We start from the raw sequence: 18,506 nt of genomic DNA on the forward strand, positions 1-18,506 counted from the left end.
GACGGGCCGCCGACCGGGCGCGGGTCGCCGGACGCTGTCGGTCGGCAGGGCACGACCACGGCGAGCGATGGGCTCATTCATAGCCGACGATCAGCCGCTGGCCGACTTCGATGATGTCGTCCGGGAGCTTGTTCCATTCCTTGACCTTGTCGACCGACACGCCGTATTTACGGCTGAGGCGGAAGAGCGTTTCTCCCGGCTTCACCTGGTGATAGATCGGGGTCGTCTTCGAGAGCTGAGAGGCGTCCGGTTTGACGACCGATTCGGCCGTCTCCAACTCCATCCCCGGCACTTCCACCTTTTTCGGCTTGCCGGACGGCTTCGCCATCCGTCGCATTTCCTCGTTGGCCTTGCGTTCGAGGAGCGCGGCTTCCTTCATCGCGTCGGCCTCTTCCTGGAGTCTCGCCATTTGCTCCCGCAACGCCTGCACCTGCGCGGCCAGTTCCCGATTCTTCGCCTCCAACTCGGCCGCTTCGCGCTTGGTCCGCTTGACCTCGCTGTCCAGCTCCGCCGTCCGCTTTTCTTCCTGCGCCAGCAACCGCTGAAAGTTCAAGCTCCTGGCCTTTTCCGCCTCGTACTTTTCGGCCATGACGCAGCCGGTCAGCAAGAGAAGCCCGACCAGCGCCGTCGCCAAGCGTACTGTCTTGATCATTCTCATCACCCTCCCATCCGATTGATCCGGCTCGAGCCGTTCCGACGATGCACCGCCGGACGGTGTCGATGCTCGCCGACCCGTGACGCCCGGGAAGAACGCCACGACCCGACGTTTCCGACGGCCGGAAGCCTAAGAATAGAGAGGCATGCAGCGAAAGTCAAAGCGGAAAGGGCCGATCCGGCCGGTTTGACCCGTTGCCTGAGGCTGTGTTACGGTTGGCTTCGCCGACGGCAGCCCCAGCCAGACTCCGCACACCGGACTCGAACTTCAATGCGAAAGAAACCGGAAATCAGCGCCGGTCGGACCGTGGTCGTCGACGGAGTGACGCTCCACCTGGCGCAACCGATCGCCAGTTCGCAGGAATGGATCGGCGAGCGGGAAATTCTGCGGCAACTGCTGGCCTGCTGGCTGGTCGTCGACGAGAAAGATCTGCCGCTTTCGCCGCGCATCACGGGCCCGCCCGGCATCGGCAAGACGACGCTGGCCATGTCCGGCGCCCGTGAGCGGAAACAAGCCCTTTACATCTTTCAGTGCACGGCCGACACCAGACCCGAAGACCTGCTGATCACGCCCGTCCTGGCGGAGTCCGGGTCTATCGCCTACCACGCGTCGCCGCTGGTCACCGCCATGCTGACCGGCGCCGTCTGCGTGTTGGACGAAGGCAACCGCATGAACGAAAAGAGTTGGGCGTCGCTCGCCTCGCTCCTGGACCATCGCCGATGCGTGGAATCGATCGTCGCCGGCATTCTCGTCACGGCCCATCCCGAGTTCCGCTGCTGCGTCACGATGAACGAAGACGCGTCCACATACGAAGTGCCGGATTACATCCTGTCCCGGCTCCAGCCGACGTTGAACATGGGCTTTCCCGGCAAGGAGGATGAGTTGGCCATCCTCCGGTACCATCTCCCCTTCGCGCCGGCCGAGATGCTGGCCATGACCGTGGAGTTCCTCCAACAGGCGCATCAGCTCAATCTGGACTATTCGGTCCGGGACGGCATCCACATCCTGCAATACGCGCTCAAGCGCCTGGCTCAGGACCCCGCTCATCCGCTCTCGAAAGACGAAGCCTGGCGTGAGGCCCTGGTCAAGGTGCTGAGCGACGAGGCCTTGGACCTGCAAGCCCTGGCACGCCGGCGCAAACGGGCGCTCGGCGATCAGCCGTTGCCGAAAGGCCTGGGGGATTTCTTCTTCGAAAGCGACGACCCCCTGCATCCGGGCCGTTAATCACCCTGCCGTGATGAACGACGACGCGATCTTCAGGCTCTCCGCTAGGATCGAGATGCTCCCCATCCTGCACGCGAGCGGAGACGTCGCGCAGGAAGTGCGCGAACGGCTGATCAGTCGGCGTTACGATTGCCTGGCTCTGCCCCTCCCCCCGTCCGTCGAAGAACCGTTCGAACGTGCGATCGACCGGTTGCCCCGCATCGGCCTGGTGGTCCTGCCGGAACCGGATCAAGACGGGGACGCGGCGGCCAGCTTCGTGCCCGTCGATCCCTGCCAGGCCGTCGTCATGGGAGCCCGGGTAGCGATGGTCGAAGGCATCGCGCGGGCCTATATCGACCGCGAAGTCCGCGTCTTTGAACCCTCGCCGTTCGCCTCGCCCGATCCCTACAGTCTCAAGCGCGTCCCGCTGGCCGCCTTTGCGGCCGCCGTGCTGCCGTCGCTGCCGCCGCCGACACCGGGCACGCAGCGCTGGGAGCGTATCTGCTGGATGGCGTTCAGGCTGCACGAGTTGGAGTTGGACTACGAGTCGATCCTTTGCCTCTGCCATGTGGCCGATTGGCCTTGGCTGCGGGACGCGTACCGGGAGCGGCGACCGTACACGGCGCCCGAGTCGACCGCGGCGTCTCCCTCCCTGTATTCCGTCACCCCCTCCAGCCTGTACTTTGTGTTGGGGGAATTGCCGTTCATCACCGACCTGTACGAGCGGCGGCGGGCGGAACTTCGTTCGGACCGCCACCTCGCCGTGGACGGCATCAAAGAATTGCTCCTGGAAACACGCAGCCGCTGGAAGGCCGAGCATGAGACCGACGGTCATCATTCGGTGGCGAACTGGGTGACCCCTCAGTTGCTCCAGATTTACCTGCAATACGTCCGCAACCTCGCGCTGCTGGAACGGCGCCTGACGCCGGACCTGTACACGCTGGTGCTGGCGGCCAAGCAGACCGCCGGCGATGAGTTCGCGATCAAGCTCTTGGAGACAGCCAAAAGCTATGCGTTTCAGACCGACATCGAGCATGAGCATTTCCCGCCCGTGGCTGCCGGGATCGAACAGTTGGAGTTGCCGGACGGCCAGATCGTCCGGGCGAAGAACCGGCTCCAAGGTCCGCCGTTGGTATGGAGGTCCCTGTCCCTCCGCCCCAAACCGACGCGGGCGAAGAGCCGGCGATGGGCGCTCTTGTGGAATCCCTTTCGCCAGTGTTCCTGGCCGCCGGAAGACGAGAAGATCGAGAGCTTCACCAGCCACGTGCGGGAACAGGCGCGGGCCATTCTCGGGGCCGACCTGGCGAAAGTGGAAAGGTTCACCTCGTCCATCAAGGACGGGATCGATCTCCGCGAAAGCCTGCGCCATTGGTGCGCGAGTCAGCGGGGTGCCGGAGCGGCAGTACCGGTTTCCACGGAGCGCCGACCCCGTATGGACATTTATGTGAAGGAAATCCCCCCGGCCAGGGGCAATGTCGAGGTCGTAGTCTTTCTCTTCGACACGCCGGCCGATCCGGACGAATATCGCTGGCGGGCGACTTGGTATGCGGAACATGCCGAAGAATCCACGCTGTGCTTCTACGCCACCCCCTTCGAGGACAACATGGTCGGACCGGGCATCGCCCAGTCCCGCTACGGCGGCGCCATGTTTCTTTTCCCTCCCCGGCCCATCCCGGACATCTGGACCGACCCGAGCTTCGATTTCGCCAAGACGTTGGAGGATCGCCTTATTGCCGCCGCCGCCTTGCATTCCCGCGAGCCCTATATCGCCTTGGTCTCTCCTATCCCCCCGCGCGTGACATGGCGACGGATTGTCCGACATTTCGGACGGAGACTGGTTCCGATTCCCTTGAGCCGATTCTCCGGCCAGACGATCGATCGCCTGCGCCGCTTCCATGTGCTGAACGGACACGACATCAGAAGCTATGCGGCAAGATTCATCAGGGAATGAGAAATGGGATTGTCCCGCGAAGCAGCCCGGAAGCGCATCGAGGCCTTGCGGAAAGAGATCCGCCGGCACGATTATCTGTACTACGTCAAAGACCGGCCGGAGATTTCCGATTCCGAATACGATCGGTTGTTCCGGGAACTGGTCGAACTGGAAACGGCCTATCCGGACCTGATCACCCCCGACTCCCCCACCCAACGCGTCGGCGCGCCGCCGCTCGACGAACTCAACAAGGTCGAGCATGAGAAGCCGATGCTCAGCCTCGATTCAGTCGCCGATGAGGAGGACGTTCTCGCCTTCGATAAGCGCATGAAGCGGGAGCTCGGCGTGGAGACCGTGGAGTACACGGCCGAGCCCAAGTTCGACGGGCTCTCGGTCGAACTGGTGTACGACAACGGCCGCTTCGCCCGCGGCGCCACCAGAGGAGACGGCGTGACCGGCGAGGACGTCACCGTGAACCTGCGCACCGTCAAGCCGTTGCCGCTGCAACTTCTGCCTGAACCAGACCTGCCCGCTCATCTCGTCGTGCGGGGCGAAGTCTACATGCGGCTCGACGACTTCCAGGCGCTCAACCGGCGCATGACGGAACGGGGCGAAGAGGCGTTCGCCAACCCCCGCAACGCCGCCTCCGGCTCCCTGCGGCAATTGGATTCCCGCATCACGGCGGAACGGCCGCTCGTCATCACCTGCTACGAAATCATGGCCCTGTCCGCCGAGCCGCCGCCGATGCATTGGGAGGAGCTGGAGTCACTGGCCCGCTGGGGCCTGCCGGTCCCGATCCATCGCCGCCGTTGCCCGACCATCGAAGACGTCATTGCCTTTCACCACGAGACAGAGGCCGTCCGCGACAACCTGCCGTTCGAAATCGACGGCATCGTCGTGAAGGTCAATCGTCGCGACTGGCAGGAACGGCTCGGCGAAAAATCCCGCAGCCCGCGCTGGGCCATCGCCTACAAGTTTACGCCCCGGAAAGAGATCACCATGGTTCAGGACATCGTCGTCTCGGTCGGACGCACCGGCACCCTGACCCCGATCGCCTTGTTGAAACCGGTCGAAGTCGGCGGCGTGACGATCAGCCGGGCGACGCTCCACAACGCGGACGAAGTGGCGCGGAAAGACATCCGGGTGGGCGACACCGTCAAAGTCGAGCGGGCCGGCGACGTCATCCCAGCAATCGCCGAACGCGTGCCCGTCTCCGGCGAGCGCCGCTCAGAGCCTTTCCGCATGCCCGGCCATTGTCCGGTGTGCGGATCGGCGGTCGCGCGGGAAGGCGCCTATTACTACTGCACCGGCCAGGCCGTCTGTTTGGCTCAATTGAAGGGGGCATTGGAGCACTACGCCTCGAAGCACGCGCTGAACATCGACGGTCTGGGCAAGAAGACCGTCGCGCAATTGGTCGATCGCGGGCTGGTCAAGAACTTGGCCGATCTCTATACCCTGACCAAGGAACAACTCCTGACGTTGGACGGTTTTGCCGATCGATCGGCCACGCTGCTGCTGGAGGCGATCGAGCGGAGCAAAAAGGTCAGTCTCGAGCGTTTCCTGTTCGGGTTGGGCATCAGACAAGTGGGCCAACACATCGCACGGATCTTGGCCAGACACTTCGGCGCGTTGGACGCCATCATGGAGGCCGACCGCGAGCAGTTCCTGCAGGTCCGCGAAATCGGCCCGGAGATCTCCGCCAGCCTGGAGTCCTTCTTCAAGGAAGGGCGTAACCGGCAGGTCATCGAACGTTTGATGCGATTGGGATTACAGCTCGAGGCCCCAGCCGACTTCGCCCGACGCGATCAGATGGCCAGGACGCTGGCCGGCAAGACCTTTGTCTTCACCGGCGGTCTGGAGAGATACAGCCGCGAGGATGCCAGACGGCTGGTGGAAGAACTGGGGGGGCAAGTGACGTCCAGTGTCAGCAAGAAGACCGACTATGTGGTGGTGGGGAAAGAAGCCGGATCCAAACTCGACCAGGCCAGGAAATTGGGGATCACGCTGCTGACCGAAGACGAATTCTCGGCGCTGGTGAAGAAACCTTCAGACTCCCTAGGCGGCTAGCTCGCCACATCCACCCTGGCCGCTTCCGGCGGCTCGACCGTCACGCCGGCTTTCTCCTCCTTGAAGATGTGCACGCTTTTGATCGACTTCGGGTCCGCCTCATGCACCACGAGGCGGCAGTTTCCCAGGCGCAGTTCCTCGCCGACGGCGGGAATCCGGCCCAGTTCCTCCTGAATCAACCCGCTGATCGTGTTAGCCTCGTCGCCCAAGTCCACCTTCAGGAAGTCGTTGACCTTGCGCACCTCGGTCCGGCCGTGAACAAGAATCTGGTTCTTGCCGATCCGTTTGATCAATTCCTCGGTGATGTCCGTTTCGTCCATGATCTCGCCGACGACTTCTTCCAGCAGATCCTCCAGCGTCACCAAACCCATGACGCCGCCGAACTCGTTCACCACGATCGCCATGTGCCGTTTTTCCTGCTGGAACTGTTTCATCAAATCATCGGCTGTCTTGCCGCGTGGGACGAAGAGCGCCGGATGGGCGATGTCCTTCAGCCTGACATCGCAATGCCCTTGGGCCAGCTCCGTCAGGGCCTTGGTCTTGTAGAGGATGCCGGTGATGTTGTCGAGTGTGCCGTCGTACACCGGGATCCGTGAGTATTTGGATTTAAAGAGCTGCTCCTGGGCGTCTTTGAGGCGCAAATTGCCGTCCAACGCAAAGACATAAATGCGCGGGGTCATCGCGTCTTCGGCTGTGATGTCGTTCAACTGAAAGACGTTCTTAATCATCTTCACTTCTTCGGACTCGATCGCACCGGCTTTGCCGCCGACATCCAGCATGATCTTGAGCTCTTCTTCGGTCACGAACGGCACCGTCAGACCTTTCCCGCCCGTGATCTTATCGATCATCGGCTCCAGGACGAACAACACCGGCTGCAGCACCCATTCGATCCAATAGACTGGGTAGGCCATCGCCAGCACAAGGGGAACGGCATGTTTAGCAGCCAGAGTCTTGGGCACCACATCGCCGAAAATCATCAAGACGAAGGTCAAGATACCGATCGCAACCGCGAGAGCTTCTGAGCCAAAGAGCCGGATGGTGATGATGGTCGCGAACGAGGCGGCGCCCGCATTCACCAGGTTGTCCCCGATCATGATGGTGGAGAGCAGTCGTTGGGGATTGCTGCGGAGGTAGAGGGCTATGGCGGCACGCTTCCCGCCACCCTCGGCCAAGGCCCGAAGCCTGGTTTCATTGACCGAAAAAAACCCGATCTCGGCCGCTGAAATAATGGCCGACAACAGAATGAGAAACAGCAGGATAAAAATGTCCATGAAAATCGAAAATTAGAGACGAATAACCGGCTCAAGAAGCCGGACAAGACGCTCTGCCGAGGCCCGATCCGGGCTGGCAAGCAGTGTGATTGGGGTACTGAGGAACAGAATGACCTGGTGAGCTCCTATCGGGCCGCCGTCATCCATTGCGCAGTACATTTACCACAGGCAAGGCGACTCATCAAGCGTTACAGCAATTCCTGACATAAAATCAACGGGTTGCCAATCTCGATGAAGGCGTGCTCTCTGAAAGTCGCGGACCGGATAGGGAAAGGGAAGTACAGCTACGTGTCATCTCTCACGACAAAAGGATCAACGTCCAGCATGCTCCCCAACCGCCCGGCGACCGCCTCAGCCTGAGTCTCGCTGGTAAATCGACCGACCTGGACGCGGTATCGTTTGCCTTCCGGCAGCTCGACCATCACGATCCGGCTATCCGGATAGCGGTCCTTCAACCGATCGATCAGCGCCCGAGCATTCGCCGGATCGGCAAATGAGCCGACCTGGACACGGAGAAACCCCATGCCGTCCGGCCTGCCCTCATAGCCGATCACACGCAGCTCGACCTCGTCCGTTCCGGAACCGGTCATCCCGAGCGCCCTTGCTCCGGCGTAGGACAGGTCGAGGATGCGGCCCCTCGCGAACGGCCCCCGGTCGTTGATCCGCACGGTCACCTGCCGGCCGGTCGTCAGCGAACGGACGACCGCCACGGAGCCAAGAGGTAGGGTCCGGTGCGCCGCCGTGAACTTGTGCATATCAAACCGTTCCCCGTTGGCCGTGTGGTTCCCATGAAAGCCCGGCCCGTACCAGGAGGCGGTTCCGCGTTCGACGTAGCCGATGGGATAGCCGGGTGGATACGCGCGGGGCGATGGAGCGCCGGCGCAGCCGGATAAGGCCCAGGCACCCAGGAAGAACGGAACAGAAATAGCCAACCGAGCAAGAGGCGTATGGAGGCCTGCTCGCATGTCAGAATTCGTCGAGGGACTTATCGCGCAGAACGTCCAAGGCCTTTTGGGTGTTCGAAACGGTCAAGACCACGATGGCGCGTTTGCCCTCGCGGGACGGCGTGCAATAGCCGCACTTGATGTTGATCCTGGCCTTGGTCAGCAGATCGGCGACCTCCTTCAAGGCGCCGGGTTTGTTCTCCAGGCTCAAGACCAGGGCCACTTCTTCCCGAAAGCGGATCTTCGCCGCCCGCAAGGCCGCCCGCGCTCCCTCCAGATCCGCCACCAGCAACCGAAGGTTCCCGGTGCCCGTCACTTCCGGGGCGGAAAAGGCCTTGATGTTGACCCCGGCGCCGCCCAGCACCGAAGCCACCTGCGCCAGCACCCCCGGCTTACTGCGCTCGCTGATCACCAACTGCGTCGTCGTCGGCATACTTTCCCTCGATAGACGGGATAAAGGGATATCGGGGTCTCGGGATACTTGACTCCTGTACAGCCAGCGCCCTGTTCCACATTACCCCGCTACCCCTTTTACCCCTTACCCCTTCTTGTATCCGTACAGCCACTGTGCGGTGGTCCCGCCCACGTTCCGGACAGAATGTACCACATTGGCGGGAATAAAGACTTCCTCCCCGGGCTTGGGCCTGAACGTCCGGCCCTGCATCTCCAGCTCCAACTCCCCCTCGACCACCATCAGGAGTTCATCTACGGAATGGACATAATCCTCCCATACCTGCCCCGGCGGATCAACCCACAGGTCGCAGGAAAAGCCGCGGGAATGCCAGAGTTGCTGAACCTTTTTACGATCTATCAAGCCCGCTGCCCTTGAACTACATGGACCTAACCATGCTGATTACTCATCGGTTCCGATGCGGTAGACCAAGGACACTTCCCGATGGATTTTATCCTTCCGATATTCCTTCTGGGCCGCCGAAATCAGTCTGCGGTACGACGCAACAGCCGAAGGTCCAGAGATGTCTCTTCGTACAACTTCACGGCCATACGGCTCGCTTTCCAAGACTACTTCCCAGAGCCCATGCTGGCGGTACACACTTAGTGATCTTTTTTCATACGTTCACCTACACACAATCGCAAACAGCCCCAACCGGCGCCCGCTAACCATCGATGACAGTCCGCTAGCTACTGTGATTGGCCAACGTAGGTCTGCCATGCTGGAGAACGATCCTCGGAGCAAAATAGACGAGGCATCCCTTAAGCCGTTCCGCCGGATTTTTCACACCGAAGGTATGTGTTCTTCCGCCCTGACCTTCCCCTGCCCGACTCCCTTCATACTTCCAATCATTGCGTTGAAGAAATGCGACATCAACCCGCCAGATCAAAACCTCCCGCCCGCGCTTCATCCGCCTGGTGGGATCCTCTGCATATCGCCACACGATGTACCATCCTGGATGATTATAGTGAGACTGAATCGCCCAAGGACGCGTACTACCTTTTGACTCCAGGGCATGCTCCGGCGGCGGATTTAACTTACCATTTAGTGAAAGATCTGGAAACCTTTGCTGGGCAATATCCGGGTGCTTATGTTTCTTGTACGGACCGAATGCATTCAATGCCCGCACACCAAGGATACCGATCAGGCCGCTGAAGACGTTGCTCTGTTCGAAATACACATCGACAAACTCCTTTGCTTCCTTTTCGATGTAGTCGATGGCATTACGAATGTGGGCGATGGTCAACTTCGGAGGGAGCGAAACTGATCGGTCGAATCCGTCAGAGTCGAAAGGCACTGGCTCGACAGTCTCCTAGATGAACGGAAGTGGGACCACGTCGGTCTCCGTTCGGATGCTGGGCATGTGGCCGTTTCGATTCACGGGAAAGACCGCAAGCTTGGGAATTGCTCGCAGGGCCATCTGGCAGTAGATCGGATCGACCTCCAGGCCAATGCTTTCGTAGCCGACCGAGAGTGCTGCCGCGATCGTCGAGCCGCCGCCCATAAAGGGATCGAGCACCACTCCAACGCCTAAGGGCAGGGCTGCCCGCACGATCTGACGCATGAACGCCTGCGGCTTTAATGACGGATGGTCCGCAATCGCCCGCTCCTCGGGTCGTGTCGGTGCAGATGCAATCACGTCCGCGAAGGGCAGATCTCTGGAAGGACGCCTGAGTCCGCCCGTCTTGTACTTCCTGAGATTATCCTGAACCCGTCCCTCACAGGGTTTTCGAAAGAGCCCCCAGGGCTCCCAGCACGATCGCGGCATGACGGTGACCTCTGAGAACTCTTCATGCGCATTTTTCGGTCTATCCCCGCCGCGCAGCGTTTGGACGAGCCTGATAATCTCGCCCCGCTTCTCGAAGCCCGCTTCGATGAGCGGCAGATACACCAGATGCGAAAGCAGAGGGTTGGTGGCGATAAACACATGACCGCCGGGAACCAAAATCCGAAATGCCCTTTTGGCAAACGCCGCAAAAAACTCTCTCAGGCGCCCCCTTTCCGCATCAGTAAGAACGGTGAAGCGGGGGAGCGGATTCCGTTCGCAGCCGTCGAACGACGGGGGGATACGCCAGACGCCTCCCTTTCTCCTTCGTAGCTTTTCGGTCTGCTCAGGAGTGTATTCTTTCAACCCATACGGCGGATCGGTCACGATCGCATGAACGGAGTTTTCGGGACGGCGGTCCATCCATTCGAAGCAATCGACACAGGCAAGGCTGTACGGCACTCCGCCGATGCGGCCGGACACACCGTGCCGCCCATTGCTCGCCGCTTGTAAAAGCGCATTCATGAAAGGTTCCCTCACGGACTTCTCACAGCAACTGCAACACCCCGTTCACGAATCCGTACTCGTACACACCGTTGAAGGTGATCTCGGCAACGGCGGCCAGCTTCTGTGCCGTCTCTCTGCCGCCGCGCGGAACAAACAGATAGAACGGCACGCCTAATTCCGCACCTTGCTTCCATCTGACTACGGTTTCAGATTCGGCCAGTGACCCTTCGGTTTCAACCTCGGCGATCCACAGAATACGGTCCCCTCGCGGGTTGACCTTCCGCCCCATGAGGTCCGCCTTCTGATCGATCCCTGCCCATCGGTTTTCTTTCAGGCCTGTCTTGATCGTAACCCGACACTGAAAGGCTTTGGACCACCGTTGAGCCAGCAGGCTGACCACCTGGTCGTGCAAGGTTTCGATGCCCGGTTCGCGAAGAATTGTACTCATGGCGCACCCCTTTTTCGTCGCTTCACGAACACCCGTTCGTGGCGCCGCAGTTCACGCACTTGAGGCACGTCCCGTTCCGGACCATGGTGAACTGCTTGCACTCGGGGCAGGGATCGCCCTCATAGCCCTTCAGCCGCGCCGTGTCGCGAATCGCCGTGACGGTGAGCGATTCGCGCGTGATCTCCACCTGGTGCGCCAGGGCATGCCCGTTCCCTTGGCCGTTCCCTCTCGCACCGTTTCCCGCGTCATGCCGGGAGGGAAACTTGTCTGCGATGATCGAGGCCGACTGGAGCGCCTGGATGTCCGCCTCCTCGTCGGTGCACTCCGGGTCCTGGTCGTCCTTCTTCACCGAATCCATCCGCAGGTCCTCGGGCTGCACCTGCGCCAGGTCGTAGCGATCCAGGTAGGTCACGGCCAGCTCGCGGAAGATGTAGTCGATGATCGACGTAGCCATCTTGATCCGGTCGTTGAGCTTGACCGGTCCGTTCGGCTCGAACCTGGTGAAGACGAAGGCTTCGACGAACTCTTCCAGCGGCACCCCATGCTGCAGCCCCAGCGAGATCGCGATCGCGAAGCAGTTCATCAGGCTCCGGAAGGCCGCCCCCTCCTTGTGCATGTCGAGGAAGATCTCGCCCAGCGTCCCGTCTTCGTACTCGCCGGTCCTGAGATAGATCTTGTGGCCCCCGACGATCGCCTTCTGCGTGTAACCGTTCCTCCGCGCCGGCAACGGCCTCCGCTTCGCCAGGTACCGGTAGCGCACCAGCACCCGCTCGGTCATTTTTTCGGCGGCGCTCAACACGTCGGCGCTCGGTTCGACTGCCTTTCCGCTGTCCGAGGAGGCGTTCAGCGGCTGGCTCAGCTTGGACCCGTCGCGATAGAGCGCGACGGCTTTCACCATGCTCCTCCACGCCAGGAGGTACGCGGCCTTCACGTCCTCCACCGTGGCGTCGGCGGGCATATTAATGGTCTTGGAGATCCCTCCGCTGATGAAGGGTTGCGCGGCCGCCATCATGCGAATGTGGGCCTCGATTGGAATGTAGCGTTGCCCGATCCGGCCGCACCGGTTGGCGCAATCGAACACCGGCAGGTGTTCCGCCTTGAGGTGCGGCGCGCCTTCCACGGTCATGGCGCCGCAGCAATAGTCGTTGGCCGCGGCGACCTCCTCCTGGGTGAAGCCCAGCGCTTTGAGCATGTTGAAGTTGGGCTCGTTCAGTTGCGCGTCCGTGAAGCCCAGCTTCTCGCGGCAGAACTCCTCGCCCAGCGTGAACTTGTTGAAGGCGAACTGGATCTCGAACGCCTGCTTGAGCGAGTGTTCCAGCCGCTCCAGCGCCGCGTCGTCGAACCCTTTCTCCTTCAACGTCTCGTGATTGATGAACGGCGCGCCCTTGAGCGTCTGCCGCCCGATGCAGTAATGGACGATGTCCTGCATCTGTGTCTCCGTGTACCCGAGGGTCCTCAGCGCCGGCGGAAGGCTCTGGTTGATGATCTTGAAGTAGCCTCCGCCCGCCAGTTTCTTGAACTTGACCAGCGCGAAGTCCGGCTCGATGCCGGTCGTATCGCAATCCATCACCAACCCGATCGTGCCGGTCGGCGCGATGCACGTCACCTGGGCGTTGCGGAACCCGTAGGCCGTGCCCAGTTCCAATGCCCGATCCCATGCCCGCCGGGCCGCCAGCAGCAAGTCGGGCGGACAATGTTCCGGCTGGATGCCCATCGGCTTGATCGTCAGCCCTTCATATTCCTCCGGCGGCGCATTGTAGGCTGCGCGGCGGTGGTTTCTGATCACCCGCAGCATGTGCTCGCGATTTTTCGCGTAGCCGGGGAAGGGCCACAGCTCGGCAGCCATCTCGGCGGAAGCGCTGTAGGCTTCGCCGGTCATGATGGCCGTGATGGCGCCGCAGATCGCCAAAGCCTGAGGCGAATCATAGGGAATGCCTTGCCGCATCAGGATGGTGCCCAGGTTGGCGTACCCCAACCCCAATGTCCGGAAGATGTAGCTCTTTTCCGCGATCGCGCGGCTGGGGAACGAGGCCATCAACACGCTGATCTCCAGCACGATGGTCCAAAGGCGCACCGCGTGACGGAAGGTCTCCAGGTCGAACCGTCCGTCCGGCGTGAAGAATTCGGCTAAGTTGATGGACGCCAGGTTGCACGCCGTGTCGTCCAGGAACATGTACTCGCTGCAGGGATTCGACGCGTTGATGCGCCCGTCCTCCGGGCAGGTATGCCATTCATTGATGGTCGTGTCGTATTGCGTGCCGGGATCGGCGCAGATCCAGGCGGCCCAGGCGATCTTGTCCCACAGCTCCCGCGCCTTGACGACTTTGCAGACCTTGCCGTCCGTCCGCCGCTTGAGCTGCCAGTCGCCGTCTTTTTCCAGCGCCTCGAAGAACGCATTGGGGATACGAATGCTGTTGTTGGAGTTCTGCCCCGACACGGTCTGATAGGCCCTGCCGTCCCAATTCGTGTCGTATTCATGAAAGACGAAATGCGTGAAGCCCTGCTGGGCATAAGCGAACATGCGGTCGATATAGGCTTCCGGCACGTGGTCGCGCCGAGCCGCGTGGATGGCCTCCTGGAGCGCCGGATTCTTCTTGGGATCGATCTCCACTTTCATCTGGCCGTCGCCGCCGACCACATGACAGGCCTTCAACACCGCGTTCAATCGTTGTGCGCATATTTTTGAACCGGTGACCATGGCGGCCACTTTCTGCTCTTCGATCACCTTCCAGTCGATGAACTCCTCGACATCCGGATGGTCCAAATCCAGGCAGACCATCTTGGCCGCTCGCCGGGTCGTCCCGCCCGACTTGATCGCGCCGGCAGCCCGGTCCCCGATCTTCAGAAACGACATCAGCCCCGACGACCGGCCGCCGCCGGACAGCGGCTCTCCGTCGCCGCGCAGCCTGGAGAAATTCGTCCCCGTTCCGCTTCCGTACTTAAAGAGGCGCGCCTCGCGGACCCACAGGTCCATGATGCCGTTCTCGTTGACCAGATCGTCCTCGATGGACTGGATGAAACAGTTGTGCACGACGACATTGTTGGAGAGGTACTGTCCGCTTTCCGTTTGAATGTCGAAGACCGGCTGCACTCCCATCGCCTCGATCCGGACAATGACTTCCTCTCGCAATGCCGGCAGTGTCTTACCCGGAAACCGATCGGAGCAGGCCGCCTCAAGCTTTTCACGCTTGTCTTCCGAAACGAACCCGATCAGGTCCCGGTAACGAGCCCGCGCTTCCGCATAGCCGATCGAAACGAAGTACGGCGTCCTCCGATTTTCCCGGGTCTCGACGCCTCGCTGCACTCGCGCATAGACGCCCAGGTTCAGCAACAGCGCCTGGATGCCGAGGGCCAGCGGCGCCGAGGTCGTGGTCAGAACGATATCGGCGGTCCGGGAGGCGCGGGATCTGAGACGGACCGTGCCATCCGCCTGGAACAAAGCCAAGAGATAGGCGGCTAGCACTTGCAGTCCGGAAGACTGGATCGCCTTCGGCACGGACCACTCTTCGCTTTCCCTCAGCAGTTCGTATTTCTCGACAAAAGGTCTGAGCGCTTCGCCGTACAGCCGGATGCAGCGGACATCGAGCCCGGCGGTCCGGGTCTCCACGGACCGAACGTGGTAGTGCACCCCGTCGAAGACGCGCAACACCCGTTCCAGAACGAAATTGAACTCGGCCTTGTCGATGGTCATGAATTCAAGCGTCAGACCGCGGTTGGTGCCCCGCTCGTACCGGCCGACAAAGCCGTCTCCCTGCAGCCAACCGACCAGCGCGGCCTCGTCCACGTCATGCGGCTTCGACTGCTCGGTCACCGCCGTCCCGGTCGCCAGCGTGAGCCGCATGCCCGGAGCCAGTTCGTCCACCCTCCGCCAGGCGCCGGTTGAACGCCGCGCCTCGAGCGCATAGACGAGATGATCGCCTGTCGCCTCGACGCAGACGCCGTTTTTGAGCACGATCTTGAAGACGGGCTTCTCGCCGTTTGCCTTGACGGCGACCACCTTTGTCGTCCCCGAACCCTTGCCCGCGTCGGAGCGGCGACCGTCGAACACTTCCAGCCCGACCAGGCCCTTCGTCACGATGTCTCCGATCGGCATGGGCCCCTGCGGCGTCGAGACCAAAGCGTGGTAGGGTTGGCACGCGTGGGGTTGCGGGTGTTCGAACGCGTTGGCGGCCTTGACCACTTCGCGGGTCTTGGGATCGACGTAGTAGTGGCCTTGGGCGGGGCCGGTCAGACCATAGGCGTAATGGAGCCCGGTGTTGAACCATTGGGGCGAATTGGGCGCCGCCATTTGGCGCGCGAGCATGTAGCAGATTTCGTCATGAAAGGCGGCGGCGTCTTCGGCCGACTTGAAGTAACCGTAGTTCTTGCCCCAATGCGTCCAGCACCCGGCCAGCCGTTCGAAGACCTGGCGCGCATCGCGCTCTCCGCCGAGAACCGGCTTTCCATCCGGTCCGGTCAGTACCTTCCCGTCCGGCCCGATTTGGGGCACGCCGGCTTTACGGAAATACTTTTGCGCCAGAATGTCGACGGCCAATTGAGACCACCGCTCCGGAACCTCGATGTTGTCCAATTTGAAGACCGTGGACCCGTCGGGGTTGCGGATTTCCGACGACCGCTTCACGAACTTCATCCCCTCGTAAGGGCTCTGCCCGCTCCGCGTGAATTTCCGTTCAATTCTCACGATATCCCTCCCTGGAAAGCTGCCGATAAAGGTGGTCCCGACCGCCTGTGCTCGACTAGAACTTTGAAGCCATCCGGCTGGAAAACCGACTGTCCGATTCAGTAAGCCTGTCCGGGATGCAGCTACATATAGCGATTCGATTTTTTTGTCAATACTAAATATTGTGGGTTTACTGGGGAAAACGAGGAAAACCTGGGGATAGCGAAATCAGCCGATTGGCTCTGGCTCAGACCGATTTGTTCACGAGGTTATCCACAGCGGGGAAGGTTACACCCAGGAGCGGTTTGGTCGACTGAACCGTCATTTCACGAGTGATGTGGGCTCAGAACACGGCGCGACCGAGTTTCAGCGTCGCCTCCTCAACGCCCTCAATCGGTACAAACCGGCCCGCCACGCCCAGCACCACGACCCGAACGTCCAATACCCGCGTTTCGAACAGGCTCACCAGCCCCCAGTTTCGCCTGACGGTGTTCGGACGCACCACACCCGCGATCAGCCGCTTGCCCTGCGTTCTGAAGACAGAGCGGATGAGATTCTGTTCTCGGCTCGGCGCAGTTTGATCCATGCGCTCGAGCGCCTGGGAGAGTTTCGCCTCGAGGAAGAGGAGGTAGTCGTCGGTGGTGGGATTTGTCGCCGCCAACGCGACGCAGACGCCCAGGAACGCGGTCAGAAGAGCTAAGGCGAGGGTCTTCGTGTCGTCCAAGCTTCACCCCGGGCAAGGGTTCAGGAATCGGCCGTGCGATTCACCTCCGGCTGCCGACCCGCGCGTTGACAATTCACCATACGGTGATTAGCCTAGCCCGCCGTCACGCCGTCACATGAACCGCCCGTGCGCCGTGAGCCAACTCATAGATTAGGAGGATGTCATGTATGTCTGGAGCAAGCGTCTGGTCGCCGGACTGTTGGGCGCGTTTCTCATCCTGCTGGGGATTTTTTTACTTCACGGCACGCCCGACGCCGCGAGCGGACTCAAAATCCACACGACGCGCTGGATAACGATGAACTACGCCGGGCTCGTGATCTGGGTCTTCGTATGGATGATCGACCAGGCCCGGGTGCGGGGGAAAAATGTCTGGCTGTGGTTCGTTCCGTTTCTCTTCGCGCCGCTTCCGGTTCTCATGCTCTACGTGCTCTTCCTTCAGCGCCGATTGAAGACGTGAAGGTTATTCCACCGCGGGAGAGACCGGAGAGAGCCCCGCGCTCCGCCGGGACTCCGGCGACCGGTGATTGTCCAGCGCCCCACGCAATCTCCAGAGCAGCAGGAGGCCCGGCAAAGCGGCCAGAAACGTGACTAGGAAAAATTGCCCCCAGCCCAAGGTTTCGACCAATTCCGCCGCCGGCCGGCCGAGCAACACGCGGCCGAGGGCTTCCAGCGACGACAGCAAGGCGAACTGGGTCGCGGTATAGCGGTGGTCGCACAGGGACATCACGAAGGCGACGAACGCGGAGGTTCCCATCCCGCCGGAGAAATTTTCGAAGACGACCGCCGCCACCGTCGCGGTGTAATTCTTCCCGACCCACGCCAGCGCCATGAACGAGAGGTTCGAGACGGCCTGCAGCGCTCCGAAAGCCAGCAACGCGCGAAAGAGGCCCATGCGCGCCATGGCCACGCCCCCGGCCAAGGCGCCGAGCAACGTTGCGGCGATCCCCACGCCCTTCATCAGGCCGACATCGGTGGCCGTGAACCCGATCCCCCCGATCAGGAACGCCGTCGAGAGCGTCGCCGCGAAGGCATCACCCGCTTTATACAGCACGATCAGCAGCAAGAAGCCGACCGCTTCCGGGCGGGAGAAGAATTCCGTGATCGGTCCCCAGACCGCTTCCGAGAGGCTCCGCGGAATGACCCCGGGGTCCGCCGGTTCCGGGCTGAGCAGGATCGTCGCCACCCCCGCCGTCATGAGACCGGCCATCAGCCAATACGTGCCTCGCCAGCCGATCGAATCCGCCAGGATCAGCGCGAGCGCCCCGGCGACGACCAGCGCCAGTCGATATCCGTTTACCCAGACCGCCGCGCCAAAACCCCGTTCCTGCGGCTGCAGCACATCCGTCCGGTAGGCGTCGAAGACGATGTCGAGCGACGCCGACATGAAGGCCACGGCGAGGGCCAGGATCCCGAGCGCCCAGGGATGATCGCTTGGTCCGGTCACCGCCATGGCAGCCAGCCCGGCTGCCACGCCGAGCTGGGTCACGACCATCCAGCCGCGCCGGCGACCGAGCCACGGGGGCACGAAACGATCCATGAGGGGCGCCCAGAGAAATTTCACCGCGTAGGGCAGCCCGACGAGCGTGAAAATCCCGACGGTCCGCAGGTCGACTCCCGCAACGGTCAGCCAGGCCTGGAGCGTCCCAGACGTGAGGGCCAAGGGCAAGCCGGAGGCGAACCCCAGCGGCAGCATGACGGCGACGCGACGATTAGCGAGCGCGGTCCACAGATGTCGGGATATCATTCGGCGGCAATCCAGGAGAGCGTGATACGGAGCAGCATACCACCATTCCACGCACGGCGGGAGCAGATTCCCAAGAACAGGGAAGGAACCGGTCCGACCGAATAGGACGAGATCGTTGGGCTTCGAGCGAGGCCGGC

General features: G+C 61.6%; 15 protein-coding genes and 1 pseudogene. 4 read left to right on the forward strand and 12 right to left on the reverse strand.

Annotated elements, in window-relative coordinates; all coding sequences use genetic code 11:
- Positions 1 to 73: 73 nt before the first annotated feature.
- Positions 74 to 652, reverse strand: a complete 579-nt coding sequence (locus AB1555_10255) for a LysM peptidoglycan-binding domain-containing protein (GenBank protein ID MEW6247080.1) — start codon at positions 650 to 652, stop codon at positions 74 to 76.
- 273 nt (positions 653 to 925) lie between these two features.
- Here AB1555_10255 and AB1555_10260 point away from each other — a divergent pair, with 273 nt between their 5' ends.
- Genes AB1555_10260 through ligA form a run of 3 tightly spaced genes read left to right on the forward strand, consistent with a single transcriptional unit; the run spans position 926 to position 5,855 of the window.
- Complete coding sequence (locus AB1555_10260) at positions 926 to 1,879, forward strand: AAA family ATPase (GenBank protein ID MEW6247081.1); 954 nt, start codon at positions 926 to 928, stop codon at positions 1,877 to 1,879.
- A 55-nt stretch (positions 1,880 to 1,934) separates the two neighbouring features.
- On the forward strand, positions 1,935 to 3,809 hold the full coding sequence (locus AB1555_10265; protein ID MEW6247082.1) for a hypothetical protein: 1,875 nt from the start codon (positions 1,935 to 1,937) through the stop codon (positions 3,807 to 3,809).
- Between the two features lie 9 nt (positions 3,810 to 3,818).
- Positions 3,819 to 5,855 carry an NAD-dependent DNA ligase LigA gene (ligA, locus tag AB1555_10270; GenBank protein MEW6247083.1) on the forward strand — a complete coding sequence of 679 codons (2,037 nt, stop codon included), beginning with the start codon at positions 3,819 to 3,821 and terminating at the stop codon, positions 5,853 to 5,855.
- On the opposite strand, the gene AB1555_10275 is transcribed toward ligA, so the two are convergent.
- The 10 genes and pseudogenes from AB1555_10275 to AB1555_10320 all read right to left on the reverse strand — a co-directional run bounded on the left by AB1555_10275 (position 5,852) and on the right by AB1555_10320 (position 16,625).
- On the reverse strand, positions 5,852 to 7,126 hold the full coding sequence (locus tag AB1555_10275) for a hemolysin family protein (GenBank protein ID MEW6247084.1): 1,275 nt from the start codon (positions 7,124 to 7,126) through the stop codon (positions 5,852 to 5,854). The two genes, ligA and AB1555_10275, sit on opposite strands and share 4 nt — an antisense overlap.
- A 284-nt stretch (positions 7,127 to 7,410) precedes the next feature.
- Positions 7,411 to 8,091 carry a septal ring lytic transglycosylase RlpA family protein gene (locus AB1555_10280; protein ID MEW6247085.1) on the reverse strand — a complete coding sequence of 227 codons (681 nt, stop codon included), beginning with the start codon at positions 8,089 to 8,091 and terminating at the stop codon, positions 7,411 to 7,413.
- A 1-nt stretch (position 8,092) separates the two neighbouring features.
- A complete protein-coding gene (locus AB1555_10285; protein MEW6247086.1) occupies positions 8,093 to 8,503 on the reverse strand; it encodes a hypothetical protein in 411 nt (136 codons plus the stop codon).
- A gap of 105 nt (positions 8,504 to 8,608) precedes the next feature.
- On the reverse strand, positions 8,609 to 8,884 hold the full coding sequence (locus tag AB1555_10290; protein MEW6247087.1) for a cupin domain-containing protein: 276 nt from the start codon (positions 8,882 to 8,884) through the stop codon (positions 8,609 to 8,611).
- A 322-nt stretch (positions 8,885 to 9,206) separates the two neighbouring features.
- Positions 9,207 to 9,818 carry a hypothetical protein gene (locus tag AB1555_10295; GenBank protein ID MEW6247088.1) on the reverse strand — a complete coding sequence of 204 codons (612 nt, stop codon included), beginning with the start codon at positions 9,816 to 9,818 and terminating at the stop codon, positions 9,207 to 9,209.
- A 15-nt stretch (positions 9,819 to 9,833) separates the two neighbouring features.
- Positions 9,834 to 10,811, reverse strand: coding sequence for a DNA methyltransferase (locus tag AB1555_10300; protein MEW6247089.1), 978 nt, complete (start codon positions 10,809 to 10,811; stop codon positions 9,834 to 9,836).
- A 22-nt stretch (positions 10,812 to 10,833) separates the two neighbouring features.
- A complete protein-coding gene (locus tag AB1555_10305; protein MEW6247090.1) occupies positions 10,834 to 11,241 on the reverse strand; it encodes a hypothetical protein in 408 nt (135 codons plus the stop codon).
- 22 nt (positions 11,242 to 11,263) lie between these two features.
- Positions 11,264 to 14,338, reverse strand: coding sequence for an adenosylcobalamin-dependent ribonucleoside-diphosphate reductase (locus AB1555_10310; protein MEW6247091.1), 3,075 nt, complete (start codon positions 14,336 to 14,338; stop codon positions 11,264 to 11,266).
- Between the two features lie 120 nt (positions 14,339 to 14,458).
- Positions 14,459 to 15,871: pseudogene (locus tag AB1555_10315) on the reverse strand (LAGLIDADG family homing endonuclease).
- Positions 15,872 to 16,244: 373 nt separating this feature from the next.
- Entirely contained in the window at positions 16,245 to 16,625 is a 381-nt protein-coding gene (locus AB1555_10320) for a DUF4359 domain-containing protein (protein ID MEW6247092.1), read from the reverse strand.
- Between the two features lie 163 nt (positions 16,626 to 16,788).
- On the opposite strand from AB1555_10320, the gene AB1555_10325 reads away from it, so the two are divergent.
- Positions 16,789 to 17,082, forward strand: a complete 294-nt coding sequence (locus AB1555_10325; protein ID MEW6247093.1) for a hypothetical protein — start codon at positions 16,789 to 16,791, stop codon at positions 17,080 to 17,082.
- 3 nt (positions 17,083 to 17,085) lie between these two features.
- Here the strand turns inward: AB1555_10325 and AB1555_10330 are convergent, their stop codons facing one another.
- The gene (locus AB1555_10330; GenBank protein MEW6247094.1) at positions 17,086 to 18,369 is read right to left on the reverse strand and encodes an MFS transporter; all 1,284 of its coding nucleotides are present in this window, start codon (positions 18,367 to 18,369) and stop codon (positions 17,086 to 17,088) included.
- Between the last annotated feature and the right edge of the window lie 137 nt (positions 18,370 to 18,506).

It is taken from the genome of Nitrospirota bacterium, assembly GCA_040755395.1.
Taxonomy (GTDB): domain Bacteria; phylum Nitrospirota; class Nitrospiria; order Nitrospirales; family Nitrospiraceae; genus DATLZU01.

Excerpts from the sequence above, each read along its gene's own strand:
- AB1555_10260 (MEW6247081.1), top strand. The coding sequence starts at position 926 with ATGCGAAAGAAACCGGAAATCAGCGCCGGTCGGACCGTGGTCGTCGAC.
- AB1555_10255 (MEW6247080.1), bottom strand. The coding sequence starts at position 652 with ATGATCAAGACAGTACGCTTGGCGACGGCGCTGGTCGGGCTTCTCTTG.
- AB1555_10300 (MEW6247089.1), bottom strand. The coding sequence starts at position 10,811 with ATGAATGCGCTTTTACAAGCGGCGAGCAATGGGCGGCACGGTGTGTCC.
- AB1555_10280 (MEW6247085.1), bottom strand. The coding sequence starts at position 8,091 with ATGCGAGCAGGCCTCCATACGCCTCTTGCTCGGTTGGCTATTTCTGTT.
- AB1555_10275 (MEW6247084.1), bottom strand. The coding sequence starts at position 7,126 with ATGGACATTTTTATCCTGCTGTTTCTCATTCTGTTGTCGGCCATTATT.
- AB1555_10325 (MEW6247093.1), top strand. The coding sequence starts at position 16,789 with ATGTATGTCTGGAGCAAGCGTCTGGTCGCCGGACTGTTGGGCGCGTTT.
- AB1555_10330 (MEW6247094.1), bottom strand. The coding sequence starts at position 18,369 with ATGATATCCCGACATCTGTGGACCGCGCTCGCTAATCGTCGCGTCGCC.
- AB1555_10305 (MEW6247090.1), bottom strand. The coding sequence starts at position 11,241 with ATGAGTACAATTCTTCGCGAACCGGGCATCGAAACCTTGCACGACCAG.
- AB1555_10310 (MEW6247091.1), bottom strand. The coding sequence starts at position 14,338 with ATGGGAGTGCAGCCGGTCTTCGACATTCAAACGGAAAGCGGACAGTAC.
- AB1555_10285 (MEW6247086.1), bottom strand. The coding sequence starts at position 8,503 with ATGCCGACGACGACGCAGTTGGTGATCAGCGAGCGCAGTAAGCCGGGG.
- AB1555_10265 (MEW6247082.1), top strand. The coding sequence starts at position 1,935 with ATGCTCCCCATCCTGCACGCGAGCGGAGACGTCGCGCAGGAAGTGCGC.